Source organism: Streptomyces sp. NPDC050610, assembly GCF_040654875.1.
Classification (GTDB): Bacteria; Actinomycetota; Actinomycetes; order Streptomycetales; family Streptomycetaceae; genus Streptomyces.
Map to the genome: position 1 here is coordinate 14,015 of NZ_JBFAIV010000024.1, position 19,381 is coordinate 33,395.

The following is a 19,381-nucleotide window of genomic DNA, read 5'->3' on the forward strand; positions in this document are numbered from 1 at the left end:
GTGCGTCGCCGGAGAAGAACAGGGCGGGCGCGTCGAGGGCTGCGGGGCAGCAGGCCCGTGTGTGGGTGGTCGCCGGGCCGGAGGAAGCCTGTCGGCGTCGGGGCCGGTTCGGCCGGGCGGGGGTTCAGGCACTCGCCCCGGTGGTGTTAGGCGGGGCTTCGGCCGGTTCCGCCGGTTCCGCCGGGGCCTCGCCGAAGCGGGCCAGGGCCAGTGCGCCGAGGATCGCGAGGACGAAGCCCGCGATGGCGAGCGGGGTCAGGCCCGCGCGCGTACGGTCGCCGAGCCAGGCCACCCCGACCAGGGCCGGGCCGACCGTCTCGCCGATGATCATGCCCGCGGTCGCCGCCGTCACCGAGCCGCGCTGGAGGGCGGAGGTGAGGAGGAGGAAGGCCGCGCCGCCGCCGACGAGGAGGGCGTACGCGGCCGGGTTGGTCAGCAGGTCCGCGGGGGCGAGGCCGTCGATGAGGCGGACCGCGACCTCCACCACGCCGAAGCCGATGCCCGAGCCGAGACCCAGGACCGCCGCGCGGGCCCGCCCCGGCAGCCGGCCGGCCAGCGCGCCGATGCCCAGCACCGCCGCCGCGACGCACAGCACGCCGACGCGCAGCGCCGTGGAGCCCGTACGGTCGCCCTCCGTGCCCGAGGCGAGGCCCAGCATGGCGAGGCCGCCGCAGACCACGGCGACGGCCGCCCACTCGACGCCGCTGAGGCGGACGCGCAGCACCCGCGCGGCCACCACCGCCGTCACGGCGAGGCTGGCGGCGAGGGCCGCGCCGACGGCGTAGATGGGCAGGGAGCGCAGGGCGACGAGTTCGAGGAGGAAGCCGAGCCCGTCGAGGCCGAGGCCCGCCACGTACCGCCATTGGCGCAGCGCGCGCAGCAGCAGCCGGGCGTCGACGCCCGAGCCGGTGCCGGGCGCGGTCGCGCGGGCGGCGACGGCCTGGAGGACGGACGCGGTGCCGAAGCAGACCGCCGAGCCGAGCGCACAGATCATTCCCAGGAGCACGCCCCGACTCTAGGACCCGCGCCCGGACACCTCGCCGGGGCCCTCCAAGGGGCGGCTCCGCCGCGATGGCGCGCTAACGCTGCACCTCGCGCACCCAGGCCGTCAGCCCCGCCTCGAACCCCGCGCGCTCGGCCGGCGACAGTCCGTCCAGCGCGCGCAGCAGCGGCTCGCCGCGCCGGGCGATGAAGTCTTCGAGCTGCGGGCGGTACTCCTCGGCCACGGACACCAGGACGCGGCGGCGGTTGGCCGGGTCCTCGGCGCGTTCCACGACCCCGGCCCGGCTCAGGCCGCCGACCAGTTCGCTGGCGGTGGGCAGGGAGACGTGGAGCCTGCGGGCGATCTCGCTGACGGTCAGCGGCTGCCCGGCCAGCAGTTGGGGGAGCACGGCGCCGTGGCGTGCGGTGAGCCCGTGCGTGTCCATCACCTCGCGCAGCCGCGCCGGCATGAGGTCGCGTACGACTGTGCCGCGGTAGAAGGGCTCCAGGAGCGGTACGAGGCCGACGAGTTGGAGTTCTGCGGGCGTCGGCGACCGGGTCGCCCGGCCGGCCTCGGGGGTGTGCGGCATACTGCGAGTCTAGATGGTTCGGATTTTCCAACAGTTCGACTTTCCGAAGGGTGTTGCCCATGCCTGCGGTCAGCTACAGCGACGCGTTGAACGAAGCCCTGGAACGGATGAACGACCTCGGATACGAGCGCGGCCAAGGCGTCGACCTCGCCAACCACGGGCCCATGGGCGCCGAGGCACTGGCCCTGCTCGGACGGGGGGACGAGGTGGCCCGCTGGGTGGAGCGCTACCGACGCGCCATGGCCCACCACGAACCGCCCGCCGCCCGCTTCTCCATAGACCCTGCCGACGAGTCCTCCTGGCGGCCGGCGCTCGGCGAGTTCCACCGGGCCGGGGACTGGGAAGCGCTCTTCGCCCGCCAACTGGCCGACGAACCCTGGCGCGAGGTGCTCGCACGGTGGTGGCCCCGGCTGCTCCCCGGCCTGTTCGCCGGACTCACCCACGGCCTCATCCGCACCGCGCACGCCGTACGCGGCCTGTACGCCGCGGGCGACGCGCCGACCGCCCTCCAACTGAACGAACTCGCCCGCGGACTGGCCTACTGGGCGGCCCGCTACGCGGAACTGCCCGGCACACCGCGGCTGCGCGGCCCGTACAGCCTCTCCGCCGCCGTCGCCGCGTTGCCGCGCCCGGCGGCCGACGGCCCGATGGGGCCCGGCGCCGTCCGGCACCGCCTCGACACCCTGGACCAGCAGCCCGCCTACGGCGAGGCGCTGGAGTGGCTGGCCCCCGAGCAGGCGCCGCGGCTGCTGAGCGAGATGACGGCGCAGTTCGCCGACATCTACCTCGGCCACCCCGAGGTCGCCCCCGTCCCGCTGATCCACGGAGTCACCGCCCCCGCCGCCGCCCGCATCGTCCTCCCGCACCTGCCGCACGCGCTGTACGAGCCGACGCTGGCCGCGCTCTGGCAGGTGCACACGGCCTTCCTGACGGCCTTCACCACGGACCGGCGCGACGAGGGAACCGAGGCGTGGCGGTCCGAGGGGGCCGAGCCCCCGCCGCTGGACGAACTGGGCGCGCGGGCGGCCGAGCACGGCGACGAGCACGTCATCAAGTTCACCGAGGCGTGCCTGCGCGAGTACGCGCTGCGCCCGGACCCCCGCTACCCGGCCGCGGCGTTCGCGGCCCAGCGCCGCATCACTTCGCTGGACGAGGGGGGAGGCATCAAGGGCATACGGGGCTGAGGCGGGTTCGGGGACGTACGGGCCTGAGGCGGGTTCGCGAACGTACGGGTCCGGGGCGGCGTCGGGGGCGTACGGGGCCGGGGCCGGGCGAGCCGACGCCTCACCACGAGGCGCCGGCCCAGCTCGTGTACGCGCAGACGTCAGGCCAGCACCTCCCGCAGCTGCTCCAGCCCCCAGTCCAGGTCCTCCTTGCTGATCACCAGCGGCGGGGCGATCCGGATGGTCGAGCCGTGCGTGTCCTTGACCAGGACGCCGCGCGCCATCAGCTTCTCGGAGATCTCGCGGCCGGTGCCCAGCGCCGGGCTGATGTCGACGCCCGCCCACAGCCCGCGCCCGCGCACCGCGTCGACCTTGCCGCCGCCGACCAGCAGCCCGAGTTCGCGGTGGAGGTGGTCGCCGAGCTCGGTGGCGCGCTGCTGGTACTCGCCGGTCCGCAGCATCGCGATGACTTCGAGGGCGACGGCGCAGGCCAGCGGGTTGCCGCCGAACGTCGAGCCGTGCTCGCCGGGGCGGTAGACACCCAGGATCTCGTGCGAGGCGACCACCGCCGAGACGGGGACGACGCCGCCGCCCAGGGCCTTGCCCAGGACGTACATGTCGGGGACGACGTCCTCGTGCTCGCACGCGAAGGTCCTGCCGGTGCGGCCGAGGCCCGACTGGATCTCGTCGGCGATGAACAGCGCGTTCCGCGACCGGGTCAGCTCGCGGACGCCCGCCAGATAGCCCGGCGGCGGTACGAGCACGCCCGCCTCGCCCTGGATCGGCTCCAGCAGCACGGCCACGGTGTCGTCGTCGACGGCCGCCTCCAGGGCGGCGAGGTCGCCGTACGGCACGATCTCGAAGCCGGGCGTGTACGGGCCGAAGTCCGCGCGGGCCTCCTCGTCGGTGGAGAAGCTGACGATGGTGGTGGTGCGGCCGTGGAAGTTGTTGTCGGCGACGGCGATCTTCGCGCGGCCGGCCGGTACGCCCTTGACCCGGTAGCCCCACTTGCGCGCGGTCTTCACGGCCGTCTCGACGGCCTCCGCGCCCGTGTTCATCGGCAGCACCATCTCCTTGCCGCACAGCGCGGCGAGTTCGGTGCAGAAGTCGGCGAACCGGTCGTGGTGGAACGCGCGCGAGGTGAGGGTCACCCGCTCCAGCTGGGCATTGGCGGCGTCGAGCAACCGCCGGTTGCCGTGGCCGAAGTTGAGCGCCGAGTACCCGGCGAGCATGTCGAGATAGCGGCGGCCCTCGACATCGGTCATCCAGGCGCCGTCGGCGGTCGCCACGACGACCGGCAGCGGATGGTAATTGTGCGCGCTGTGCTGTTCGGCGGCGGTGATGCTGCGTTCCGTGGAGGTCTCGGAAGTCAATGTGTGCTCCGTTCGTATCGGGGCCGTCCTGTGCTCATTTGTATCGCCGCGCGCCCGGAAAGGGGAGTTCCTTCGCGAATGCGGGCGTCGCACCGGAGAAGTTGGTCCGGCCTTTATGCTCCGTTACTTTCCCCGGCTGCGATCGAAACTGTTTGCGAAACCGCGAGCGCGCTGAGCGCGGCCCAGTCCGCGCAGCACACCGGACGCAAGGGGCTCTGCCACAACACCGAGCTCGACGGAACGCTCAAGTGGGACGGGTTCTGCTGGGACCCGAACGCCAAGCGGCTGTGGGGCCTGAACGAGCGACCGGGCCAGACGGTCGTCTTCTCCATCAAGACCACGCGGTAGCACGCGCCGCCACGAGGCGCGAGCCCGGCCGCGCTCACCCGTCGCTGCCGCCGGACGCAGTCGGCGGCGTGAGCTCGTCGGGCCTGGCGAGGCCCGTGAAGAGCGGAGTGCTCCTGGGTTGCGATTCGGCCACGAACCCTTCTGAGGGGTCGGAAGGTTGGATTCCGGGCGATCGTCGAGCCATGCCAGAACGTGCCGACAAGCAGCCCTCCCCCGTAGAGCGCGCCCTCACCGCAGGCTGTCTCCTGTTTCTCGTACTGGTGGCGGTCGTGGCGGCCGGACTGTTGGTCTTCCTCCTGGCCGCCGTCCGGGGGTTGGGCCGGGACACCGGCGGCGGGAAGACGGAGACGACCAGCGAGCCGGCCCCGGACTGGGGGCCGGTGCTGGGCTCCGGCTCTCTGGCCCTGGCGGCCGGCGTAACGGCGGTCCTGCTGCTGCGGAGCGGCCGCCGAATCGGGTACGTGCTGCTGACGCTCTGCGTTCTCCTGACAGTCCGAACGCTGGGGTCCTGGCCCTGACGCAGGCGCCATCAAAGACGCCTTGGCATCGAAGGGCCGGGTGCGGGCACTGACCTCTTCGACCTCTTCGACCTCTTCACGCCGTACGTGCTCGTGCCCCGCCCCGTAGAATGGCGGGGCACATCGCGACTGGCGCGCGTGGAAGAGACCACGAGGGAACGGTGTGCGGCAACCGCCACGAGGTGCCGCCCGCCTGGGCACCCCGGGAGACCGACCGGAACACCGATCGCCCCGGAGGACGCCATGACCACGCCCGCGCACCCGTCCGTACCGCAGCCGTCCGCACCGCACCCCGCCCTGGCCGCCGCCGACCCCGAACTCGCGGCGCTCGTCGGCGCGGAGGAGCGGTTGCAGGCCGACACCCTGCGCATGATCGCCAGCGAGAACTACGTGTCGGCGGCCGTGCTCGAAGCCACCGGCACCGTCCTCCAGAACAAGTACAGCGAGGGCTACAGCGGCAAGCGGTACTACGAGGGCCAGCAGAACATCGACCTCGTCGAGACCCTCGCCGTCGACCGCGCCAAGCGGCTCTTCGGCGTCGAACACGCCAACGTCCAGCCGTACTCGGGCTCGCCCGCCAACCTCGCCGTCTACCTCGCCTTCGCCGAGCCCGGCGACACGGTGCTCGGCATGTCGCTGCCGATGGGCGGCCACCTCACGCACGGCTGGGGCGTCTCGGCCACCGGCAAGTGGTTCAAGGGCGTGAGCTACGGCGTACGCGCCGACACCGGGCTCACCGACCTCGACGAGGTCCGCGACCTGGCCCGCAAGGAGCGCCCGAAGATCATCTTCTGCGGCGGCACGGCCGTGCCCCGCACCATCGACTTCGCCGCCTTCGCGGAGATCGCCCGCGAGGTGGACGCCGTCCTCGTCGCCGACATCGCCCACATCGCCGGGCTCGTCGCGGGCGGCGCGCACCCCTCCCCGGCGCCGTACGCGGACGTCATCTCCACCACCACCCACAAGACCCTGCGCGGCCCGCGCGGCGCGATGCTGATGTCCCGCGCCACGCGAGCGAAGGCCCTGGACAAGGCCGTCTTCCCCGGTCTCCAGGGCGGCCCCCACAACCACACCACGGCCGCCATCGCCGTCGCCCTCCACGAGGCGGCCCAGCCCGCCTTCCGCGACTACGCCCACGCCGTCGTCGCCAACGCCAAGGCCCTCGCCGAGGCGCTCCTCGCCCGTGGGTTCGACCTGGTCTCCGGCGGTACGGACAACCACCTCATCCTGCTCGACCTCACCACCCGCGACGTGCCGGGCAAGGTCGCCGCCAAGGCCCTCGACCGGGCCGGGATCGTCGTGAACTACAACACCGTCCCGTACGACCCGCGCAAGCCCTTCGACCCCTCCGGCATGCGCATCGGCACCCCTTCCCTCACCTCCCGCGGCCTCACCGCCGACCACATGCCGGCGGTCGCGGAATGGATCGACCGCGGCGTGCGCGCGGCGCGCGCCGGGGACGAGGAGGCCCTCGCCGTGATCCGGTCCGAGGTCGCTGAACTGATGGCCGCCTACCCGGCCCCGGGCCTGCCGCTCGCCGACGAGGGCTGACGAGAGCTGACAAGGGCTGACGCCTTGGCGGTCCCCCGGGGATTCCGGGGGACCGCTCGGGACCGAGAGCGGTCCCGAGCGGCGCTCCCGGTGCCATGATTACGATCATGGATGAAGGCAGACAGAAGCGAATATTCTTCGGCACGCTCTTGGGGATGTTCCTCGCGGCGTACTTACCGACTGGCATCACTCTGGGGGAACGGCCGATCGTGTCGCTGTTCGTCGGCGGCATAGTCTTCTCGATCGTCAACAAGCTGATCTTGACCTACCCGAGCGAGATCAGGAGCGCGGCGCCCATCACGCTGCTCATCCTCGGCCTCGTAGGAATTGTCCAGGACAGCCTGATCTGGCTGCTCGCCTCTTGGCTGGTGGGCACCCAGTTGGAGGCCGGTCTTCACGTCGACGGCTTCGGAGGAGCTTTGTTGGGCGGTGTTGTGGTCCGGGTCGCAGCCATGGCCTGCCTCGCGATCCCGACGCGGAAGGCGAAGCAGACAAGTGATGCGTAGTCGGGTGTAACTCTTCTTCAGGAAAGCGCCGAGCCGGCAGAACGCTTGTCGGGGGCATAGGCCGGAGGGGCGTCGGAGTCCGGGCGGGGCTGGACGAGTACGACGGCGCGCTCTCGGGAGATCAGCGCAAGTACACACGCTGCCAATCGGCGGACCGCATGTCCTGTGCCGCGTCGGCGAGTTCGATCGCCGACGCGGTCTTGAGTTTCGCCCGCGTGGTGTCGACCCATTCCTGCGCGTTGCTGTAGCCCTGTTCGAGGTACTCGATCCCCTGGATCATGCACTCCAGCTTGTCCGCGTCATGAGCGACCATGACCTCCAGCGAGTCGCCGGTCTCGTACTCCTCGACGACGGCTCGGATACCTGCGGCGACCGCGGGGTGCGCGTTCGCGACCTGGTCGGCCGTGACGTCCTCGTTCTTCGCCGCTTTCAGGTAACGGCGGCCGACCCAGGGAATGTCGCCGACGCGTGTTTCCTGTGTGTCGTGGAACGTGCACAGCAGCGCCACCTTCGCGGGGTCCGCGCCTTCCAGCATGGCCAGAACCGACCCGATGACCGCGGTACGGAAACTGTGCTCCGCGATCGTTTCCGGGTCCTTGACACCGACGATCCACCAGCCCGACCGCTTCGCGCGCTTCAGCGCTCCCATTTCCATGAGATAGCTCATCGAGCCCTTGGCGTGCTGATCGTCACTCATGCGGCCGTCCTTCCGGAAGGATCATGGATAGCTCAATCTGAGACCGTAATGCACTGCGTCGAGCTCGCGTCGGGACTGTTGTGAAACCATGCCGCTGTCGAGCAGTCGCTCGACGCGTTGTCGAAGGTCCTGCGAGAGTCCTGGGACGGTGGTCAACAGGCAGGGGCGCGAGGCGATCAGAGCCCATACCGAGTGGATGTTCAGGTCCACACATGCGAGGTCGGGAGCGAGTCGATCCGCGAGGGCGCGCAGCAATACCCCTGCGTCCCACAGCCGCGGGGAGCGGTTGGCCATGAAGGAATCATCAGGCTGCGGCAGGCTGTCCAACCCGAGCCAGTATGCCCAGTAGTTCAGGTTCGCGATCTCTCCGGAGTCATTGCCCAGACCACGCTCGATGAAGGCGCGCAGCATGTCTTGATCGCCGTAGCGAGTCAAGGAAGTCGCAAGTGACCGCGCGTCCGACCATGCAGGCGTCCAGACCGAGTGAGTCAGCTTGGCAGGTTTACGGCCCTGCATATCAGCCAACCACGCGTGTGTGTCCGGCGCTTCATCGTGGCTGCACAGATAGAGAGCTTGACGTCGCAGCAGCGCGCCCTCGGGCCCGGCGCGACCGGCGACCTCGGCGCACTGCCGCAAGCGGTCGAAGAAGCGCTTTCGCTCTGAGGCCGGGAGTATGGGAGACGCGGGAGTCGGTCCGCGCCTGGGGGGTGTTGTCGCCGGTGCACGCGGGAGAGCCGTGGGCGCTACCCCGGTCAGCGCCCAGGCGATCATGTGCGTGGCCGTCCTCGTGAACACCCAGCCGTACAGAGGGTGCGTCTGAATCTCGTCGGCTGCTCCTTCTTCCCCCAGGGTGTGAGCGATCACCGAGTCGGCTTCCATAGCGGCATCGAGTAGAACCAGCAGGGCGGCGTCGGCCCCCTGCCTGAGCAGTTGGCGCCTGAGCTTCATGAATTGGGCGGAAGACAAGCCGGCGAGAGAGCGGCGCCCTGACTCCCACCCCTGAATGGTCGTGAGATCCACATTCAGAAGCTCGGCGAGCTTGCGTTGCGTGCAGGGCAGCCGCTCTCGAACGATCTTGAATAGGTGGCCGGTTACGACGCCATCACTGCCTCGTTTACGGGAACGCTGCACGCTGGTCAGCGTTCCATCGCCGATGGACGGACGTGTTGAGCCCATTGCCTGCTCCCATGTGGGCTGCCGCAAACAACTCGTACGGTGGGTCAGTTTTTTCGAGGCGCCTGCCCCCATAGGTTCGAAGAGCGCCGAGCGCCAGCAATTACCCACCGAGCATAGTCGCGCTGAGTGACGACGTGTGCACGCACGATTGTTGGCCGCTCCCGCTGGACCTGCCGTGAACCACTGCCCCCGCAGTCGGCACAAGGCACCCTTTGAACTCTTGGAGGCCGTATGGCCCAGCAACTACCCACGAGAGCAGCCACCGTGGCACACCGACCTGGCCGAAGCGAAGGGCACGGCCCCCCACCCCAACTCATGCTCGCCGGCACCCCGGAATCCGTGCACGCCGCCAGGGCGTACGCCCGTGAGTTCGTCGGCTTCCACGTGCCCGAGGTGGAGCGGGACCGCCTTGATGATGTGCTGCTCGTCGTCTCCGAGCTGGTTACGAACGCCGTCCGGTACGGCACGGAACCGGGCGACTCGCTCCTTGTCGTCCTCGACGCCGAGCCCGGACGGGTGCGTATCGAGGTGCACGACACCCGGCGACGGCCGCCGCGCCGTCGGCCAGAGTCGGTGGAACGCCAGCGCGGCCACGGGCTGCTCATCGTCGACGCGCTCGCGGAGTGGGGCGGCGGGGAGCGTCCGATGGGCAAGGTCGTGTGGGCGGTCGTGCGGTGGTGACCGTGGCGGATGCGGAAGCCGCGCCCGTACCCGGTCCAGGGTTCGTCGCCGGGCTCGTCGTCTCGTCATGGCTCGACGCCTCGCCGACGGGCGACAGCGACCCGACGACTGGCGACGTCGCCTGGCTGCTGATCGCCCATCCCCCACCGCGCCGCCACGTCGAGACCTTTCGGACCATTGAGGCCGGCCTGCGGGCTCTCGTCGCGGGGATGGGGCTGCTGCCCGCCGCCGAGCGGGTGCCGGGTATCGGGGACCGGCTGATGATCCGGGGCCCGGTCGTCGCGCTCGACTACGGGCACGACGAGTACCTGTTGCGGCTGCCCGCCCCCGGCAGGGAGTGGCGTGACCGTGTCGGGCGGGGCGGCCAGGTCTGTGTCGCCGTCGTACTCGACCCGTTGCGTCCCGCCACGGAGCGGGAAACGGAGCGGGAAGCCGTCAACGCACACCTGCGGCGCAGCGCGGCGGCCGGTCGGGCCTTCATGGGTGTGACGCGAGCGCGTCACAGGGGCGGCAGGGCAGGGGCGGGCCCCGCCCGCGCGGCGTGCGGGAGGGGCGCGTCCCGGCCGGGTGAGTGAGCCCTTGGCTCCCGGGAGCTTCGGGCCGGGGGGAGGCCGTCGGACCGAGAACGCTCCGGTACCTGAGACAATGGGGGCATGGCCCTCGATCGTCCCCGCGTTCTCTCCGGCATCCAGCCCACCGCAGGCTCCTTCCACCTCGGCAACTACCTCGGCGCGGTGCGCCAGTGGGTGGCGCTCCAGGAGACGCACGACGCCTTCTACATGGTCGTCGACCTGCACGCGATCACCGTGCCGCAGGACCCCGCGGAGCTGCGCGCCAACACCCGGCTCGCGGCGGCCCAGCTGCTGGCGGCGGGGCTGGACCCGGCGCGGTGCACGCTCTTCGTGCAGAGCCACGTGCCCGAGCACGCGCAGCTCGCCTGGGTGATGAACTGTGTGACGGGCTTCGGCGAGGCGTCGCGGATGACGCAGTTCAAGGACAAGTCGGCCAAGCAGGGCGCCGACCGCGCGACCGTCGGCCTCTTCACGTACCCGATCCTCCAGGTCGCGGACATCCTGCTGTACCAGGCCCACCAGGTCCCCGTCGGCGAGGACCAGCGGCAGCACATCGAGCTGACCCGCGACCTGGCCGACCGGTTCAACGCCCGCTTCGGCGAGACGTTCACGGTCCCGGCGCCGTACATCCTCAAGGAGACGGCGAAGATCTACGATCTCCAGGACCCGACGGCGAAGATGAGCAAGTCGGCGTCCAGCGCCAAGGGCCTGGTCAACCTGCTCGACGAGCCGAAGGCCTCCGCGAAGAAGATCAAGAGCGCCGTCACCGACACCGACACGGTGATCCGCTTCGACGCCGAGAAGAAGCCGGGCGTCAGCAACCTCCTCACCATTCACTCCACGCTCACCGGCACCGACATCGCGGAACTGGAGCGCCGGTACGAGGGCAAGGGCTACGGTGCGCTGAAGACGGAGCTCGCCGAGATCCTGGTCGACTGGGCGACCCCGTTCCGCGCGCGCACCCAGGAATATCTGGACGACCCCGAGACGCTGGACTCGGTCCTGGCCAAGGGCGCGGAGAAGGCGCGCGCGGTCGCCGCCGAGACCCTGGCGCAGGCGTACGAGCGGGTGGGCTTCCTGCCCGCCAAGCACTGACCGTCCGATACCGGACGTGACACAGCCGGCACAGCCGACCCGGCCCTCGCACGGGGGTCGTACGGCCCGTGCGCGCGGGACCGTGGAACCTGGCCGGGAGGGCGGCCCGGCCGCCACACTGGCAGTACAGACGAATCGGAGGGAGAACGCAGTGGGGACCGTAACGCTCGGCGTTTCGATCGCGGTCCCGGAGCCGTACGGCAGCTTCCTCCAGAGGCGGCGCGCGAGCTTCGGGGACCCGGCCGCGCACGCCATCCCCACGCATATCACCCTGCTGCCGCCCACCGAGGTGGACGCGGCGGCGCTGCCGGAGATCGAGGAGCACCTCGCGGAGGTCGCGGCCGCCGGCCGCCCCTTCCCGATGCGGCTCAGCGGCACCGGCACGTTCCGCCCGCTGTCGCCCGTCGTCTTCGTCAACGTGGTCGAGGGCAGCTCCGCCTGCGCCTGGCTCCAGAAGCGGGTGCGGGACGCCTCCGGGCCCGTGGCGCGCGAGCTCCAGTTCCCGTACCACCCGCACGTCACCGTCGCCCACGGCATCTCCGAGGAGGCCATGGACCGGGCGTACGCGGAGCTGGAGGACTTCGAGGCGGCCTGGACGATCAACGGCTTCGCGCTGTACGAGCAGGGCGCGGACGCGGTGTGGCGCCTCGACCGCGAGTACCCCTTCGGGGAAGGGCGCGCGTCGGCGCTGCCGCGCCAGGCGGGGCTCTCCCGGCCCCCCGCCGCTTCTCGCTAAGGGGTTCTCACACCGGCAGTCGCCGGAAAACCCCGCGCGGTACGTGCCGCAGCACCGCCATCACCGTCCGCAGCGAACCCGGCACCCAGACGATCTCGTCGTTCCGCCGCAGCCCCGTCTCGACCGCCTCCGCGACCGCCTCCGGGTCCGCCGCCAGCGGCGCCTCCTTCAGGTGCGCCGTCATCCTCGTCCGTACGAAGCCGGGGCGCACGACCAGCACATGGACGCCCGTACCGTGCAGCGCGTCGCCGAGGCCCTGCGCGAAGGCGTCCAGCCCCGCCTTGCTGGAGCCGTAGACGAAATTGGCGCGGCGGGCCCGCTCCCCGGCCACCGAGGAGAGCACGACCAGCGAGCCGTGCCCCTGGGCGCGCAGCGCCTTGGCGCAGACCAGCCCGGCGCAGACCGCGCCCGTGTAGTTGGTCTGCGCGACGCGCACGGCGGACAGGGGCTCCTCCTCGGCGCGCGCCTGGTCGCCGAGCACGCCGAAGGCGAGCAGCACCAGGTCGATGTCGCCCTCCGCGAAGACCTTGCCCAGCACCTCCTCGTGCCGCTCGGGGGCGAGGGCGTCGAAGGGGACCGTACGGACCTCCGCGCCCAGTTCCCGCAGGTGGTCCGCGGCGGCCTCCAGGGCGGGGGAGGGGCGGCCCGCCAGCCAGACCGTACGGGCGCGGCGGGCGATGAGGCGGCGGGCGGTGGCGAGGGCGATCTCGGACGTGCCGCCGAGGATCAGCAGGGACTGGGGGGAGCCGAAGGCGTCCTTCACGGGGTGCTCCATTCACGGGGTGCTCCATGCACGGATCGGGCTGTACGGGCGGGTGCCGGCCTCACGGTGACCGGCCTCGCGGCGACTGGCCTCACAACGACCGGCCTCACAGCGACAGGCGGCGCGCCAGGTCGGAGACGAATACGCCGCTCGGGTCGGCCGTGGCGCGCAGCGCCCGGAAGTCGGCCAGCCGCGGGTACATCGCGGCCAGCAGCTCCGGCCGCAGCCGCGAGTCCTTGGCCAGGTACACCCGGCCGCCGGCCGCCGCGACCTCCTCGTCGAGCCCGTCCAGGAAGGGCCCGAGCCCCGGCAGGCCCGCGGGGATGTCCAGCGCGAGGGTCCAGCCGGGCATCGGGAAGGAGAGCCAGCCGGGGTCGCCCGCGCCGAACCGTTTGAGCACGGCGAGGAAGGAGGGGCAGCCGCGCCGCGAGATGCGCTCCACGATGTGGCGCAGGGCGTCCTCCTGCCCGTGCCCGACGACGAACTGGTACTGGACGAAGCCGCGCGGCCCGTAGATCCGGTTCCAGTGCGGGAGGCCGTCCAGCGGGTGGAAGAACGCGGAGAGCTTCTGGAGCTCGCCCGTGCGGCGGCGGGGCGCCCTGCGGTACCAGAGCTCGTTGAAGAGGCCGACCGAGCCGCGTCCCAGCAGCCCCGGCGGCACGTACCGGGGGGCGGCCGGGAGGCTGCCGGGGCGGAACGCCAGGGGCGTACGGGCGGCGCGCGCCCCCAGCGCGGCGAGTGGCGCGTGGTCGCCGCGGGTCAGGACGGACCGGCCGGTGGCGGGGGCGCGGGCGACGAGGTCGATCCAGGCGACCGAGTAGCGGTAGCGGTGGTCGCCCTCGGTCATCCGGGCCATGAGGTCGTCGAGGTCGCGGGCGCGCTCGGTGTCCACGGACATCAGCGAGGTCTCGACGGGCAGCAGTTTCACGCTCGCGCGCAGCACGATCCCGGTGAGCCCCATGCCGCCCGCGGTGGCGTGGAAGAGGTCGTCGTCGGGGGTCAGGGTGCGGATCTGGCCGTCGGCGGTGAGCAGGTCGAGGGAGCGCACATGGCGGCAGAAGGACCCGGCGCCGTGGTGGTTCTTGCCGTGGATGTCCGCGCCGATCGCCCCGCCGACGGTGACGTAGCGGGTGCCGGGGGTGACGGGCACGAACCAGCCGAGCGGGAGCAGCACCCGCATCAGCCGGTGCAGGCTCACGCCCGCGTCGCAGACGACCACGCCCGCCTCGGCGTCGACGGCGCGGACGCGGTCGAGGCCGGTCATGTCGAGGACGGCGCCGCCCGCGTTCTGCGCGGCGTCGCCGTAGGCGCGGCCGAGGCCGCGGGCGATGGCGCCGCGCGCCCCGCACTCCCGCACCGCCCGCGCCGCCTCCTCGTCGCCGCGGGGGCGCAGGACGCGGGCGGCGGTGGGCGCGGTCCGCCCCCAGCCGGTGAGGGGGGCCGGGGCGGGATGGGCCGGGGCGGGATCGGCCGGTGAAGGGTTGGCCTGTGCGGGATAGGCCTGGGTGGGATCGGCCGGTACGGAGTCGACCGGTGCGGGATGGGCCTGGGAGGGGTTGGCCGGTTCGGGATCGGCCGGTGCGGGGGCGGTCTCGGCAGCCATGGGCGCGACGGTATCGGCAGGAAGGCCCCCTATGGGTTAAATGTCGCGCATCGCCCCGAAAAGAGTGATTAATGGGATGTCAGGCAACGCAGACCCGAGCGCCGCTCCGGGGGCCGGGGACGGTCGGGGGAGCCGGTCGGGGACCGAGAGACCGGACGCCGACGGAGAACGGAACGAGGTGGCCCCGCTGTCCCCCGAAGAGCTGGACTTCCGCCTGCTCACCGCGGTCCGCGACCGCGCCGCCGACCCCCGAGTGGCCGCCGTCGCCCGCACCCTGTCCCACGGAGGCGAACACGGCGCGCTGTGGCTCGCCGCCGGAGCCGCCGCCGCTGCCGCCGATTCCGGCCACCGCGCGGCGTGGCTGCGCGGCACCGCCCTGATAGCCGCGGCGCACCTGGTCAGCATGGGCGTCAAGCGCGTCGTACGCCGACCGAGACCGCCCCTCGCGGGCCACCGCGCCCCGCTCGTACCGACCGCCGGGCGCCACTCCTTCCCCAGCTCGCACGCAGCGTCATCGGTCGCGGCGGCCGTGGCCTTCGCCGCGCTCAGGCCCGTGACCAGGCGGTACGTGCCGGTGGCGGCGGCCGCGGTGTGCGCCTCCCGGCTGCTGGTGGGCGTCCACTACCCGACGGACGTGGCGGCGGGGGCGCTCCTGGGCGGGCTCACGGCGGGGGCGGGGCGGCGGTGGATCGCCGGAAGCGCCGGTGGTGCCGGCCCCCGTACCGGCCCGGGGAGTCGCCGGTATGGGTGAACCCGCCGCCGTCCTCGAAGACCCCCAGCCGCCGCCCCCCGCCACGACCGGCCGGGTACGGGCGGCGGGGCTGCCGATCGGGCTCGTGAGAACCGCGCGCCCCCGGCAGTGGATCAAGAACGTGCTCGTCGTCGCCGCCCCGGCCGCCGCCGGACGGCTCGCCTCCGTCCACGTCGCGGCCCAACTGGCCGTCGTCTTCGTGTTGTTCACCGCTGCCGCGTCCGCCGTCTACCTCATCAACGACGCGCGCGACGCCGAGGCCGACCGCGCGCACCCCGACAAGCGCACCCGCCCCGTCGCCGCCGGCCAGGTGCCCGTGGGCCTCGCGTACGCCGTCGGCGGGCTGCTGGCCGTACTCGCCCCGGCGGCGGCCGTGGCGCTGTGCAACCCCGCGACGGCCGGGCTCCTCGGCGCGTACGTCGTGATGCAGCTCGCCTACTGCATGTCGCTCAAGCACGTGCTCGTCGTCGACCTCGCGGTCGTCACCACCGGATTCCTGATGCGCGCGATGATCGGCGGAGTGGCGCTGGCCATCCCCCTCTCGCGCTGGTTCCTGATCACGGCCGGGTTCGGCGCGCTCTTCATGGTGTCCGCCAAGCGCTACTCCGAGGCGCTGCTGATGGCGGAGCGCGGCGGCGAGACGCGCGCCCTGCTGCGCGAGTACACCACCGGCTACCTGCGGTTCGTCTGGCAGCTCGCGGCCGGGGTCGCGGTCCTCGCCTACTGCCTGTGGGCTTTGGAGGGCGACCGCGCGGTGGACGGCGGCTCGCTGCCCTGGCGGCAGCTGTCGATGGTGCCGTTCATCCTCGCCGTGCTGCGGTACGCGGTCTTCGCCGACCGGGGCACCGCCGGCGCCCCCGAGGACGTGGTGCTGCGGGACCGAGGGCTGGCCGTCGCCGCGCTGGTGTGGATGACGCTGTACGGGCTGGCGGTCGCGGGGCTGTGAGCGGGCGGCGCGGACCGTGGCCGTACGGCCACGGCGGGGGACGCGGATGAGGGCGGGGCGCATCGGGCGGCGGGCGCGGGCGCTGCTGCCGGAACTGGCCGGGTTCGCGCTGGCGGGCCTGGCCGCGTACGCCGCCGACCTCGGGCTCTTCCTGTGGCTGCGCGGACCGGCCGGGCTCGGCCCGCTGACGGCGAAGACGCTGTCGTTCCTGGCGGGCTGCGCAGTGGCTTACCTCGGCAACGCCGTCGGCACCTACCGCCGCCGCGCCGCCGCCGGGGGCCGGGCCCGGCGCGTCCACCGGATGGCGGTCTTCTTCGCCGTGAACGTCGCGGGCGCGCTCGTACAGCTCCTGTGTCTGGCGCTCTCGCACTACGGCCTCGGCCTCACCTCGGCGCGCGCGGACGCCGTGTCCGGCGCCGGGATCGGCATGGCACTGGCCACATGTCTGCGGTTCTGGGGTACCCGGACGCTGGTTTTCCGGGCGGGGCGGGTTCCGGCGGGGGAGACCGGGCGGGTTCCGGCGGGGGAGTGACCGCCGGAGAGAAGAGGGACGCGGGGGATGGGCGCGGGGAGGGGGCGCGGGGAACGGAGGCGGGGACGGACGCAGGGATGAACGGACGCAGGGATGGGCGACTGGCATGAACGCCGACAAAAGGGATAGGTGTGGATCATGGATTGGTTGACCCGGCTGCCATGGATCGGCCCTGTGATCGCCCGGCTGATGCGCACACACGCATGGCGCTCGTACGAGACGCTGGAACGGGCGAAGTGGGCCCGGCTGGCGGCCGCGATCACCTTCACCAGCTTCCTCGCCCTCTTCCCGCTGATCACGGTGGGCGCGGCCATCGGGGCGGCGCTGCTCAGCAAGCAGCAGATGCGCGACCTCCAGCACAAGCTCGCGGAGCAGGTGCCGGGCATCTCCGGCCAGCTCGACCTCAGCTCCCTCGTCGACAACGCCGCCACGGTCGGCGTCGTCGCGGGCGCGCTGCTGCTCTTCACCGGCATCGGTTGGGTCAGCTCGCTGCGCGAATGCCTGCGCGCCGTCTGGGAGAAGGAGGAGGACCCAGGCAACCCCATCCTGCTCAAGCTCAAGGACGCCGCGGTCCTGCTGGGCCTGGGCGGTGTGGCCCTCGTCTCCTTCGGCGCGTCCGCCTTCGCGTCCTCGGCGGTGGGCTGGGTGGCGAAGCAGATCGGCTTGGCGGAGGGCGGCGTGGGCAGCGCGCTGCTGTCGGTGGCGGGCTTCTGCTTCGCGGTCCTCGCCGACTTCGTCCTGATGGTCTACGTCCTGACGCGGCTGCCCGGCGTCTCCCCGCCCCGCCGCCGCATGGTCGTCGCCGGCCTCATCGGCGCGATCGGCTTCGAGCTGCTGAAGCTGCTGCTCAGCGGCTATCTCCAGGGCGTCGCGGCGAAGAGCATGTACGGGGCGTTCGGCACCCCGATCGCGCTGCTGCTGTGGATCAGCTTCACGGCGAAGCTGACGCTGTTCTGCGCGGCGTGGACGGCCACGCCGTCCGCCTCCGCGGGGGAGCCCCCGCGGCAGCCGGAAGCGGGGTCCGCCGCGGCTGCGCCGACGACCGCCCCGCCGTCGGCTACCGGCGGCGGGGCCACGGCCAGTGGCGCCACGGCCGTCGGCGACTGAGCGAGACCCCCGCGCCGCCGGGTCCGGGAGCGCCTGTCAGCGGTACGGGCGGTACGGGCGGTACGGGCGTAGGCGCAGTGCGTACGCCCGTATGGCCGGATGCCCGTACGCGTGGTGCGTACGGGCATCCGAGCCAACCGGCCGGTCTTCGCGGCGCGCGCGAGCGGGCAGCCGCGGTACGCCCGTACCGCCGGGGCCGCGTCAGGAGCGGCGGCGGCGGAGCGGCCAGCGCCGGTTGACGAGGAAGGCGGCGGCGGCCAGTACCACCACGGCGCCGCCCGCGATGCCCAGGGCGGTGCCCATGCCGCCGCCCCCGGACCCGGCGACCGACGCCTGGGCCCCGCTCTGGTTCTTCACGCCGGACTTGCCGCCGGACTTGTCGCCCACGCCCTGCGGCGGCACCAGCATGCCCACCGGCTTGACGTGTTCGGCCGCCGCGAAGCCCCAGTCGAGCAGCCGGGCGCTCTCCTTGTAGACCTCGTCCGCCTCCGCCTTCTGCGGATTCATGACCGTGACCAGCAACTTCCGCTCACCGCGCTGCGCGACGCCGGTGAAGGTCGCCCCGGCGTTGGTCGTGTTGCCGTTCTTGACGCCCGCGATGCCCTTGTACGGCTGGACGCCGTTGTACTGGTCGCCGACGAGCAGCCGGTTGGTGTTCTGGATGCCGAAGCTCTCGCGCTTCTTGCCCTGCTTGCCCTTCTTGTCTTTCTTCTCCTCGCCCGGGAACTGGGCGCTCTGCGTCGAGCAGTACTCCCGGAAGTCCGCGTTCTGGAGCCCGGAACGGGCGAAGAGCGTGAGGTCGTACGCGCTGGAGACCTGGCCGGGCTCGTCGTAGCCGTCCGGCGAGACGACGTGCGTGTCGTCGGCCCGCAGCTTCTTCGCGTGGGCCTGCATGTCCGCGACGGTCTTGGGGATACCGCCGTTCATCGCGGCCAGCACGTGCACCGCGTCGTTGCCCGACTTCAGGAAGACGCCGCGCCACAGGTCGTGGACGGTGTACGTCAGGTTCTCCTTGATGCCCACCAGGCTGCTGCCCGCGCCCATGCCCTGCAGCTCCTCCGGCGCCACCTTGTGCGTCTGGGTCTTGGGGAACTTCGGCAGCACGGTGTCCGCGAACAGCATCTTCAGCGTGGAGGCGGGCGGCAGCCGCCAGTGCGCGTTCTCGGCGGCCAGGATCTCGCCGGACTCGGCGTCGGCCACCAGCCAGGACCGCCCGGAGAGGTCCTTCGGCAGCGCCGGAGCACCCGACTCCGGCTGCACCTGGCGGCCGGGGCGGCCGAGGGCGTCCCCGCCGACCGTGGACATCTGCCCCGGCGGCTTGGTCGGCGGTTTCCCCTTGTCGTCGGTGTGGTCGGCGGCCTGGGCGGGGGCGGCGGCGAGCAGGGCGGGCAGCAGCAGGGACGCGGTCGTCAGGGCCACGGCCCCGTAGCGCGTCGCGGCCCCCGGAACCTTCGGCCCCCTGGGATTACGGAAAATCGTCGGCACGCTGGTGAACGTACCCCCAAGCCCCCGCGTGTCGATCAGCGAGTCACCCGATCGCACCCCGCGCGCAGGACCAATGGGACCAGTGTCCGTATTCGCCCCGGCCCCGGAGCCTGATCTTGACCCGGCTGCCCTCGACCCCACGAAGCCCAGCCGCCCCGCCTCCTGCTTTCCGCCCGCCTTCGGAGTGTGGAGCTGATTCATCTGGAT

20 protein-coding genes and 1 riboswitch are annotated in these 19,381 nt (G+C 72.3%); of the genes, 12 read left to right on the forward strand and 8 right to left on the reverse strand.

Annotated elements, in window-relative coordinates; genetic code table 11:
* Positions 1-124: 124 nt before the first annotated feature.
* Together AB0I22_RS26510 and AB0I22_RS26515 are read right to left on the reverse strand one after the other, a co-directional pair.
* The gene (locus tag AB0I22_RS26510) at positions 125-994 is read right to left on the reverse strand and encodes a hypothetical protein (RefSeq protein WP_363133524.1); all 870 of its coding nucleotides are present in this window, start codon (positions 992-994) and stop codon (positions 125-127) included.
* An 85-nt stretch (positions 995-1,079) separates the two neighbouring features.
* Positions 1,080-1,571 carry a MarR family transcriptional regulator gene (locus AB0I22_RS26515; protein WP_363133411.1) on the reverse strand — a complete coding sequence of 164 codons (492 nt, stop codon included), beginning with the start codon at positions 1,569-1,571 and terminating at the stop codon, positions 1,080-1,082.
* A gap of 59 nt (positions 1,572-1,630) precedes the next feature.
* Between AB0I22_RS26515 and AB0I22_RS26520 the strand changes: the two genes are divergently transcribed.
* Positions 1,631-2,755, forward strand: a complete 1,125-nt coding sequence (locus tag AB0I22_RS26520; RefSeq protein ID WP_363133412.1) for a questin oxidase family protein — start codon at positions 1,631-1,633, stop codon at positions 2,753-2,755.
* 140 nt (positions 2,756-2,895) lie between these two features.
* Here AB0I22_RS26520 and rocD read toward each other — a convergent pair whose 3' ends face one another.
* Entirely contained in the window at positions 2,896-4,107 is a 1,212-nt protein-coding gene (gene rocD, locus AB0I22_RS26525) for an ornithine--oxo-acid transaminase (RefSeq protein ID WP_363133413.1), read from the reverse strand.
* 530 nt (positions 4,108-4,637) lie between these two features.
* On the opposite strand from rocD, the gene AB0I22_RS26530 reads away from it, so the two are divergent.
* The 3 genes from AB0I22_RS26530 to AB0I22_RS26540 all read left to right on the forward strand — a co-directional run bounded on the left by AB0I22_RS26530 (position 4,638) and on the right by AB0I22_RS26540 (position 7,030).
* Positions 4,638-4,973 (forward strand): inner-membrane translocator, encoded by a 336-nt coding sequence (locus AB0I22_RS26530; RefSeq protein ID WP_363133414.1) that lies wholly within the window; start codon positions 4,638-4,640, stop codon positions 4,971-4,973.
* 115 nt (positions 4,974-5,088) lie between these two features.
* Positions 5,089-5,179: riboswitch (ZMP/ZTP riboswitch) on the forward strand.
* Between the two features lie 37 nt (positions 5,180-5,216).
* The gene (glyA, locus tag AB0I22_RS26535; protein ID WP_363133415.1) at positions 5,217-6,524 is read left to right on the forward strand and encodes a serine hydroxymethyltransferase; all 1,308 of its coding nucleotides are present in this window, start codon (positions 5,217-5,219) and stop codon (positions 6,522-6,524) included.
* 107 nt (positions 6,525-6,631) lie between these two features.
* Entirely contained in the window at positions 6,632-7,030 is a 399-nt protein-coding gene (locus tag AB0I22_RS26540; protein ID WP_363133416.1) for a phage holin family protein, read from the forward strand.
* A gap of 121 nt (positions 7,031-7,151) precedes the next feature.
* Here AB0I22_RS26540 and AB0I22_RS26545 read toward each other — a convergent pair whose 3' ends face one another.
* Together AB0I22_RS26545 and AB0I22_RS26550 are read right to left on the reverse strand one after the other, a co-directional pair.
* Entirely contained in the window at positions 7,152-7,727 is a 576-nt protein-coding gene (locus tag AB0I22_RS26545) for an HD domain-containing protein (RefSeq protein ID WP_363133417.1), read from the reverse strand.
* Between the two features lie 21 nt (positions 7,728-7,748).
* Positions 7,749-8,903 carry an XRE family transcriptional regulator gene (locus AB0I22_RS26550; RefSeq protein WP_363133418.1) on the reverse strand — a complete coding sequence of 385 codons (1,155 nt, stop codon included), beginning with the start codon at positions 8,901-8,903 and terminating at the stop codon, positions 7,749-7,751.
* Positions 8,904-9,218: 315 nt separating this feature from the next.
* Here AB0I22_RS26550 and AB0I22_RS26555 point away from each other — a divergent pair, with 315 nt between their 5' ends.
* From AB0I22_RS26555 to AB0I22_RS26570, 4 genes are all read left to right on the forward strand, one after another.
* Entirely contained in the window at positions 9,219-9,584 is a 366-nt protein-coding gene (locus AB0I22_RS26555; RefSeq protein WP_363133419.1) for an ATP-binding protein, read from the forward strand.
* Between the two features lie 2 nt (positions 9,585-9,586).
* On the forward strand, positions 9,587-10,159 hold the full coding sequence (locus AB0I22_RS26560) for a hypothetical protein (RefSeq protein ID WP_363133420.1): 573 nt from the start codon (positions 9,587-9,589) through the stop codon (positions 10,157-10,159).
* Between the two features lie 78 nt (positions 10,160-10,237).
* Entirely contained in the window at positions 10,238-11,251 is a 1,014-nt protein-coding gene (trpS, locus tag AB0I22_RS26565) for a tryptophan--tRNA ligase (protein ID WP_363133421.1), read from the forward strand.
* Positions 11,252-11,402: 151 nt separating this feature from the next.
* The gene (locus tag AB0I22_RS26570) at positions 11,403-11,987 is read left to right on the forward strand and encodes a 2'-5' RNA ligase family protein (protein WP_363133422.1); all 585 of its coding nucleotides are present in this window, start codon (positions 11,403-11,405) and stop codon (positions 11,985-11,987) included.
* Positions 11,988-11,994: 7 nt separating this feature from the next.
* Here the strand turns inward: AB0I22_RS26570 and AB0I22_RS26575 are convergent, their stop codons facing one another.
* On the reverse strand, positions 11,995-12,750 hold the full coding sequence (locus AB0I22_RS26575) for a decaprenylphospho-beta-D-erythro-pentofuranosid-2-ulose 2-reductase (RefSeq protein WP_363133525.1): 756 nt from the start codon (positions 12,748-12,750) through the stop codon (positions 11,995-11,997).
* A 106-nt stretch (positions 12,751-12,856) separates the two neighbouring features.
* Complete coding sequence (locus tag AB0I22_RS26580; RefSeq protein ID WP_363133423.1) at positions 12,857-14,353, reverse strand: FAD-binding oxidoreductase; 1,497 nt, start codon at positions 14,351-14,353, stop codon at positions 12,857-12,859.
* Positions 14,354-14,429: 76 nt separating this feature from the next.
* Here AB0I22_RS26580 and AB0I22_RS26585 point away from each other — a divergent pair, with 76 nt between their 5' ends.
* The 4 genes from AB0I22_RS26585 (at position 14,430) to AB0I22_RS26600 (ending at position 17,689) form a co-directional block, all read left to right on the forward strand.
* Positions 14,430-15,104, forward strand: coding sequence for a phosphatase PAP2 family protein (locus AB0I22_RS26585; RefSeq protein WP_363133424.1), 675 nt, complete (start codon positions 14,430-14,432; stop codon positions 15,102-15,104).
* Entirely contained in the window at positions 15,097-16,050 is a 954-nt protein-coding gene (locus tag AB0I22_RS26590) for a decaprenyl-phosphate phosphoribosyltransferase (protein WP_363133425.1), read from the forward strand. The genes AB0I22_RS26585 and AB0I22_RS26590 overlap by 8 nt, the downstream gene beginning before the upstream one ends.
* Positions 16,051-16,096: 46 nt before the next feature.
* The gene (locus AB0I22_RS26595) at positions 16,097-16,582 is read left to right on the forward strand and encodes a GtrA family protein (RefSeq protein ID WP_363133426.1); all 486 of its coding nucleotides are present in this window, start codon (positions 16,097-16,099) and stop codon (positions 16,580-16,582) included.
* 138 nt (positions 16,583-16,720) lie between these two features.
* The gene (locus tag AB0I22_RS26600) at positions 16,721-17,689 is read left to right on the forward strand and encodes a YihY/virulence factor BrkB family protein (RefSeq protein WP_363133427.1); all 969 of its coding nucleotides are present in this window, start codon (positions 16,721-16,723) and stop codon (positions 17,687-17,689) included.
* 201 nt (positions 17,690-17,890) lie between these two features.
* Here the strand turns inward: AB0I22_RS26600 and AB0I22_RS26605 are convergent, their stop codons facing one another.
* The gene (locus AB0I22_RS26605) at positions 17,891-19,375 is read right to left on the reverse strand and encodes a D-alanyl-D-alanine carboxypeptidase (RefSeq protein ID WP_363133428.1); all 1,485 of its coding nucleotides are present in this window, start codon (positions 19,373-19,375) and stop codon (positions 17,891-17,893) included.
* Between the last annotated feature and the right edge of the window lie 6 nt (positions 19,376-19,381).

Bases quoted from the DNA above. Each gene is read 5' to 3' on its own strand.
- AB0I22_RS26545 (WP_363133417.1), bottom strand. From the start codon at position 7,727: ATGAGTGACGATCAGCACGCCAAGGGCTCGATGAGCTATCTCATGGAA.
- AB0I22_RS26530 (WP_363133414.1), top strand. From the start codon at position 4,638: ATGCCAGAACGTGCCGACAAGCAGCCCTCCCCCGTAGAGCGCGCCCTC.
- AB0I22_RS26595 (WP_363133426.1), top strand. From the start codon at position 16,097: ATGAGGGCGGGGCGCATCGGGCGGCGGGCGCGGGCGCTGCTGCCGGAA.
- AB0I22_RS26550 (WP_363133418.1), bottom strand. From the start codon at position 8,903: ATGGGCTCAACACGTCCGTCCATCGGCGATGGAACGCTGACCAGCGTG.
- AB0I22_RS26590 (WP_363133425.1), top strand. From the start codon at position 15,097: ATGGGTGAACCCGCCGCCGTCCTCGAAGACCCCCAGCCGCCGCCCCCC.
- glyA (WP_363133415.1), top strand. From the start codon at position 5,217: ATGACCACGCCCGCGCACCCGTCCGTACCGCAGCCGTCCGCACCGCAC.
- AB0I22_RS26510 (WP_363133524.1), bottom strand. From the start codon at position 994: ATGATCTGTGCGCTCGGCTCGGCGGTCTGCTTCGGCACCGCGTCCGTC.
- AB0I22_RS26600 (WP_363133427.1), top strand. From the start codon at position 16,721: ATGGATTGGTTGACCCGGCTGCCATGGATCGGCCCTGTGATCGCCCGG.
- AB0I22_RS26580 (WP_363133423.1), bottom strand. From the start codon at position 14,353: ATGGCTGCCGAGACCGCCCCCGCACCGGCCGATCCCGAACCGGCCAAC.
- AB0I22_RS26555 (WP_363133419.1), top strand. From the start codon at position 9,219: ATGCTCGCCGGCACCCCGGAATCCGTGCACGCCGCCAGGGCGTACGCC.
- trpS (WP_363133421.1), top strand. From the start codon at position 10,238: ATGGCCCTCGATCGTCCCCGCGTTCTCTCCGGCATCCAGCCCACCGCA.
- AB0I22_RS26585 (WP_363133424.1), top strand. From the start codon at position 14,430: ATGTCAGGCAACGCAGACCCGAGCGCCGCTCCGGGGGCCGGGGACGGT.
- AB0I22_RS26605 (WP_363133428.1), bottom strand. From the start codon at position 19,375: ATGAATCAGCTCCACACTCCGAAGGCGGGCGGAAAGCAGGAGGCGGGG.
- AB0I22_RS26540 (WP_363133416.1), top strand. From the start codon at position 6,632: ATGGATGAAGGCAGACAGAAGCGAATATTCTTCGGCACGCTCTTGGGG.
- AB0I22_RS26515 (WP_363133411.1), bottom strand. From the start codon at position 1,571: ATGCCGCACACCCCCGAGGCCGGCCGGGCGACCCGGTCGCCGACGCCC.
- AB0I22_RS26520 (WP_363133412.1), top strand. From the start codon at position 1,631: ATGCCTGCGGTCAGCTACAGCGACGCGTTGAACGAAGCCCTGGAACGG.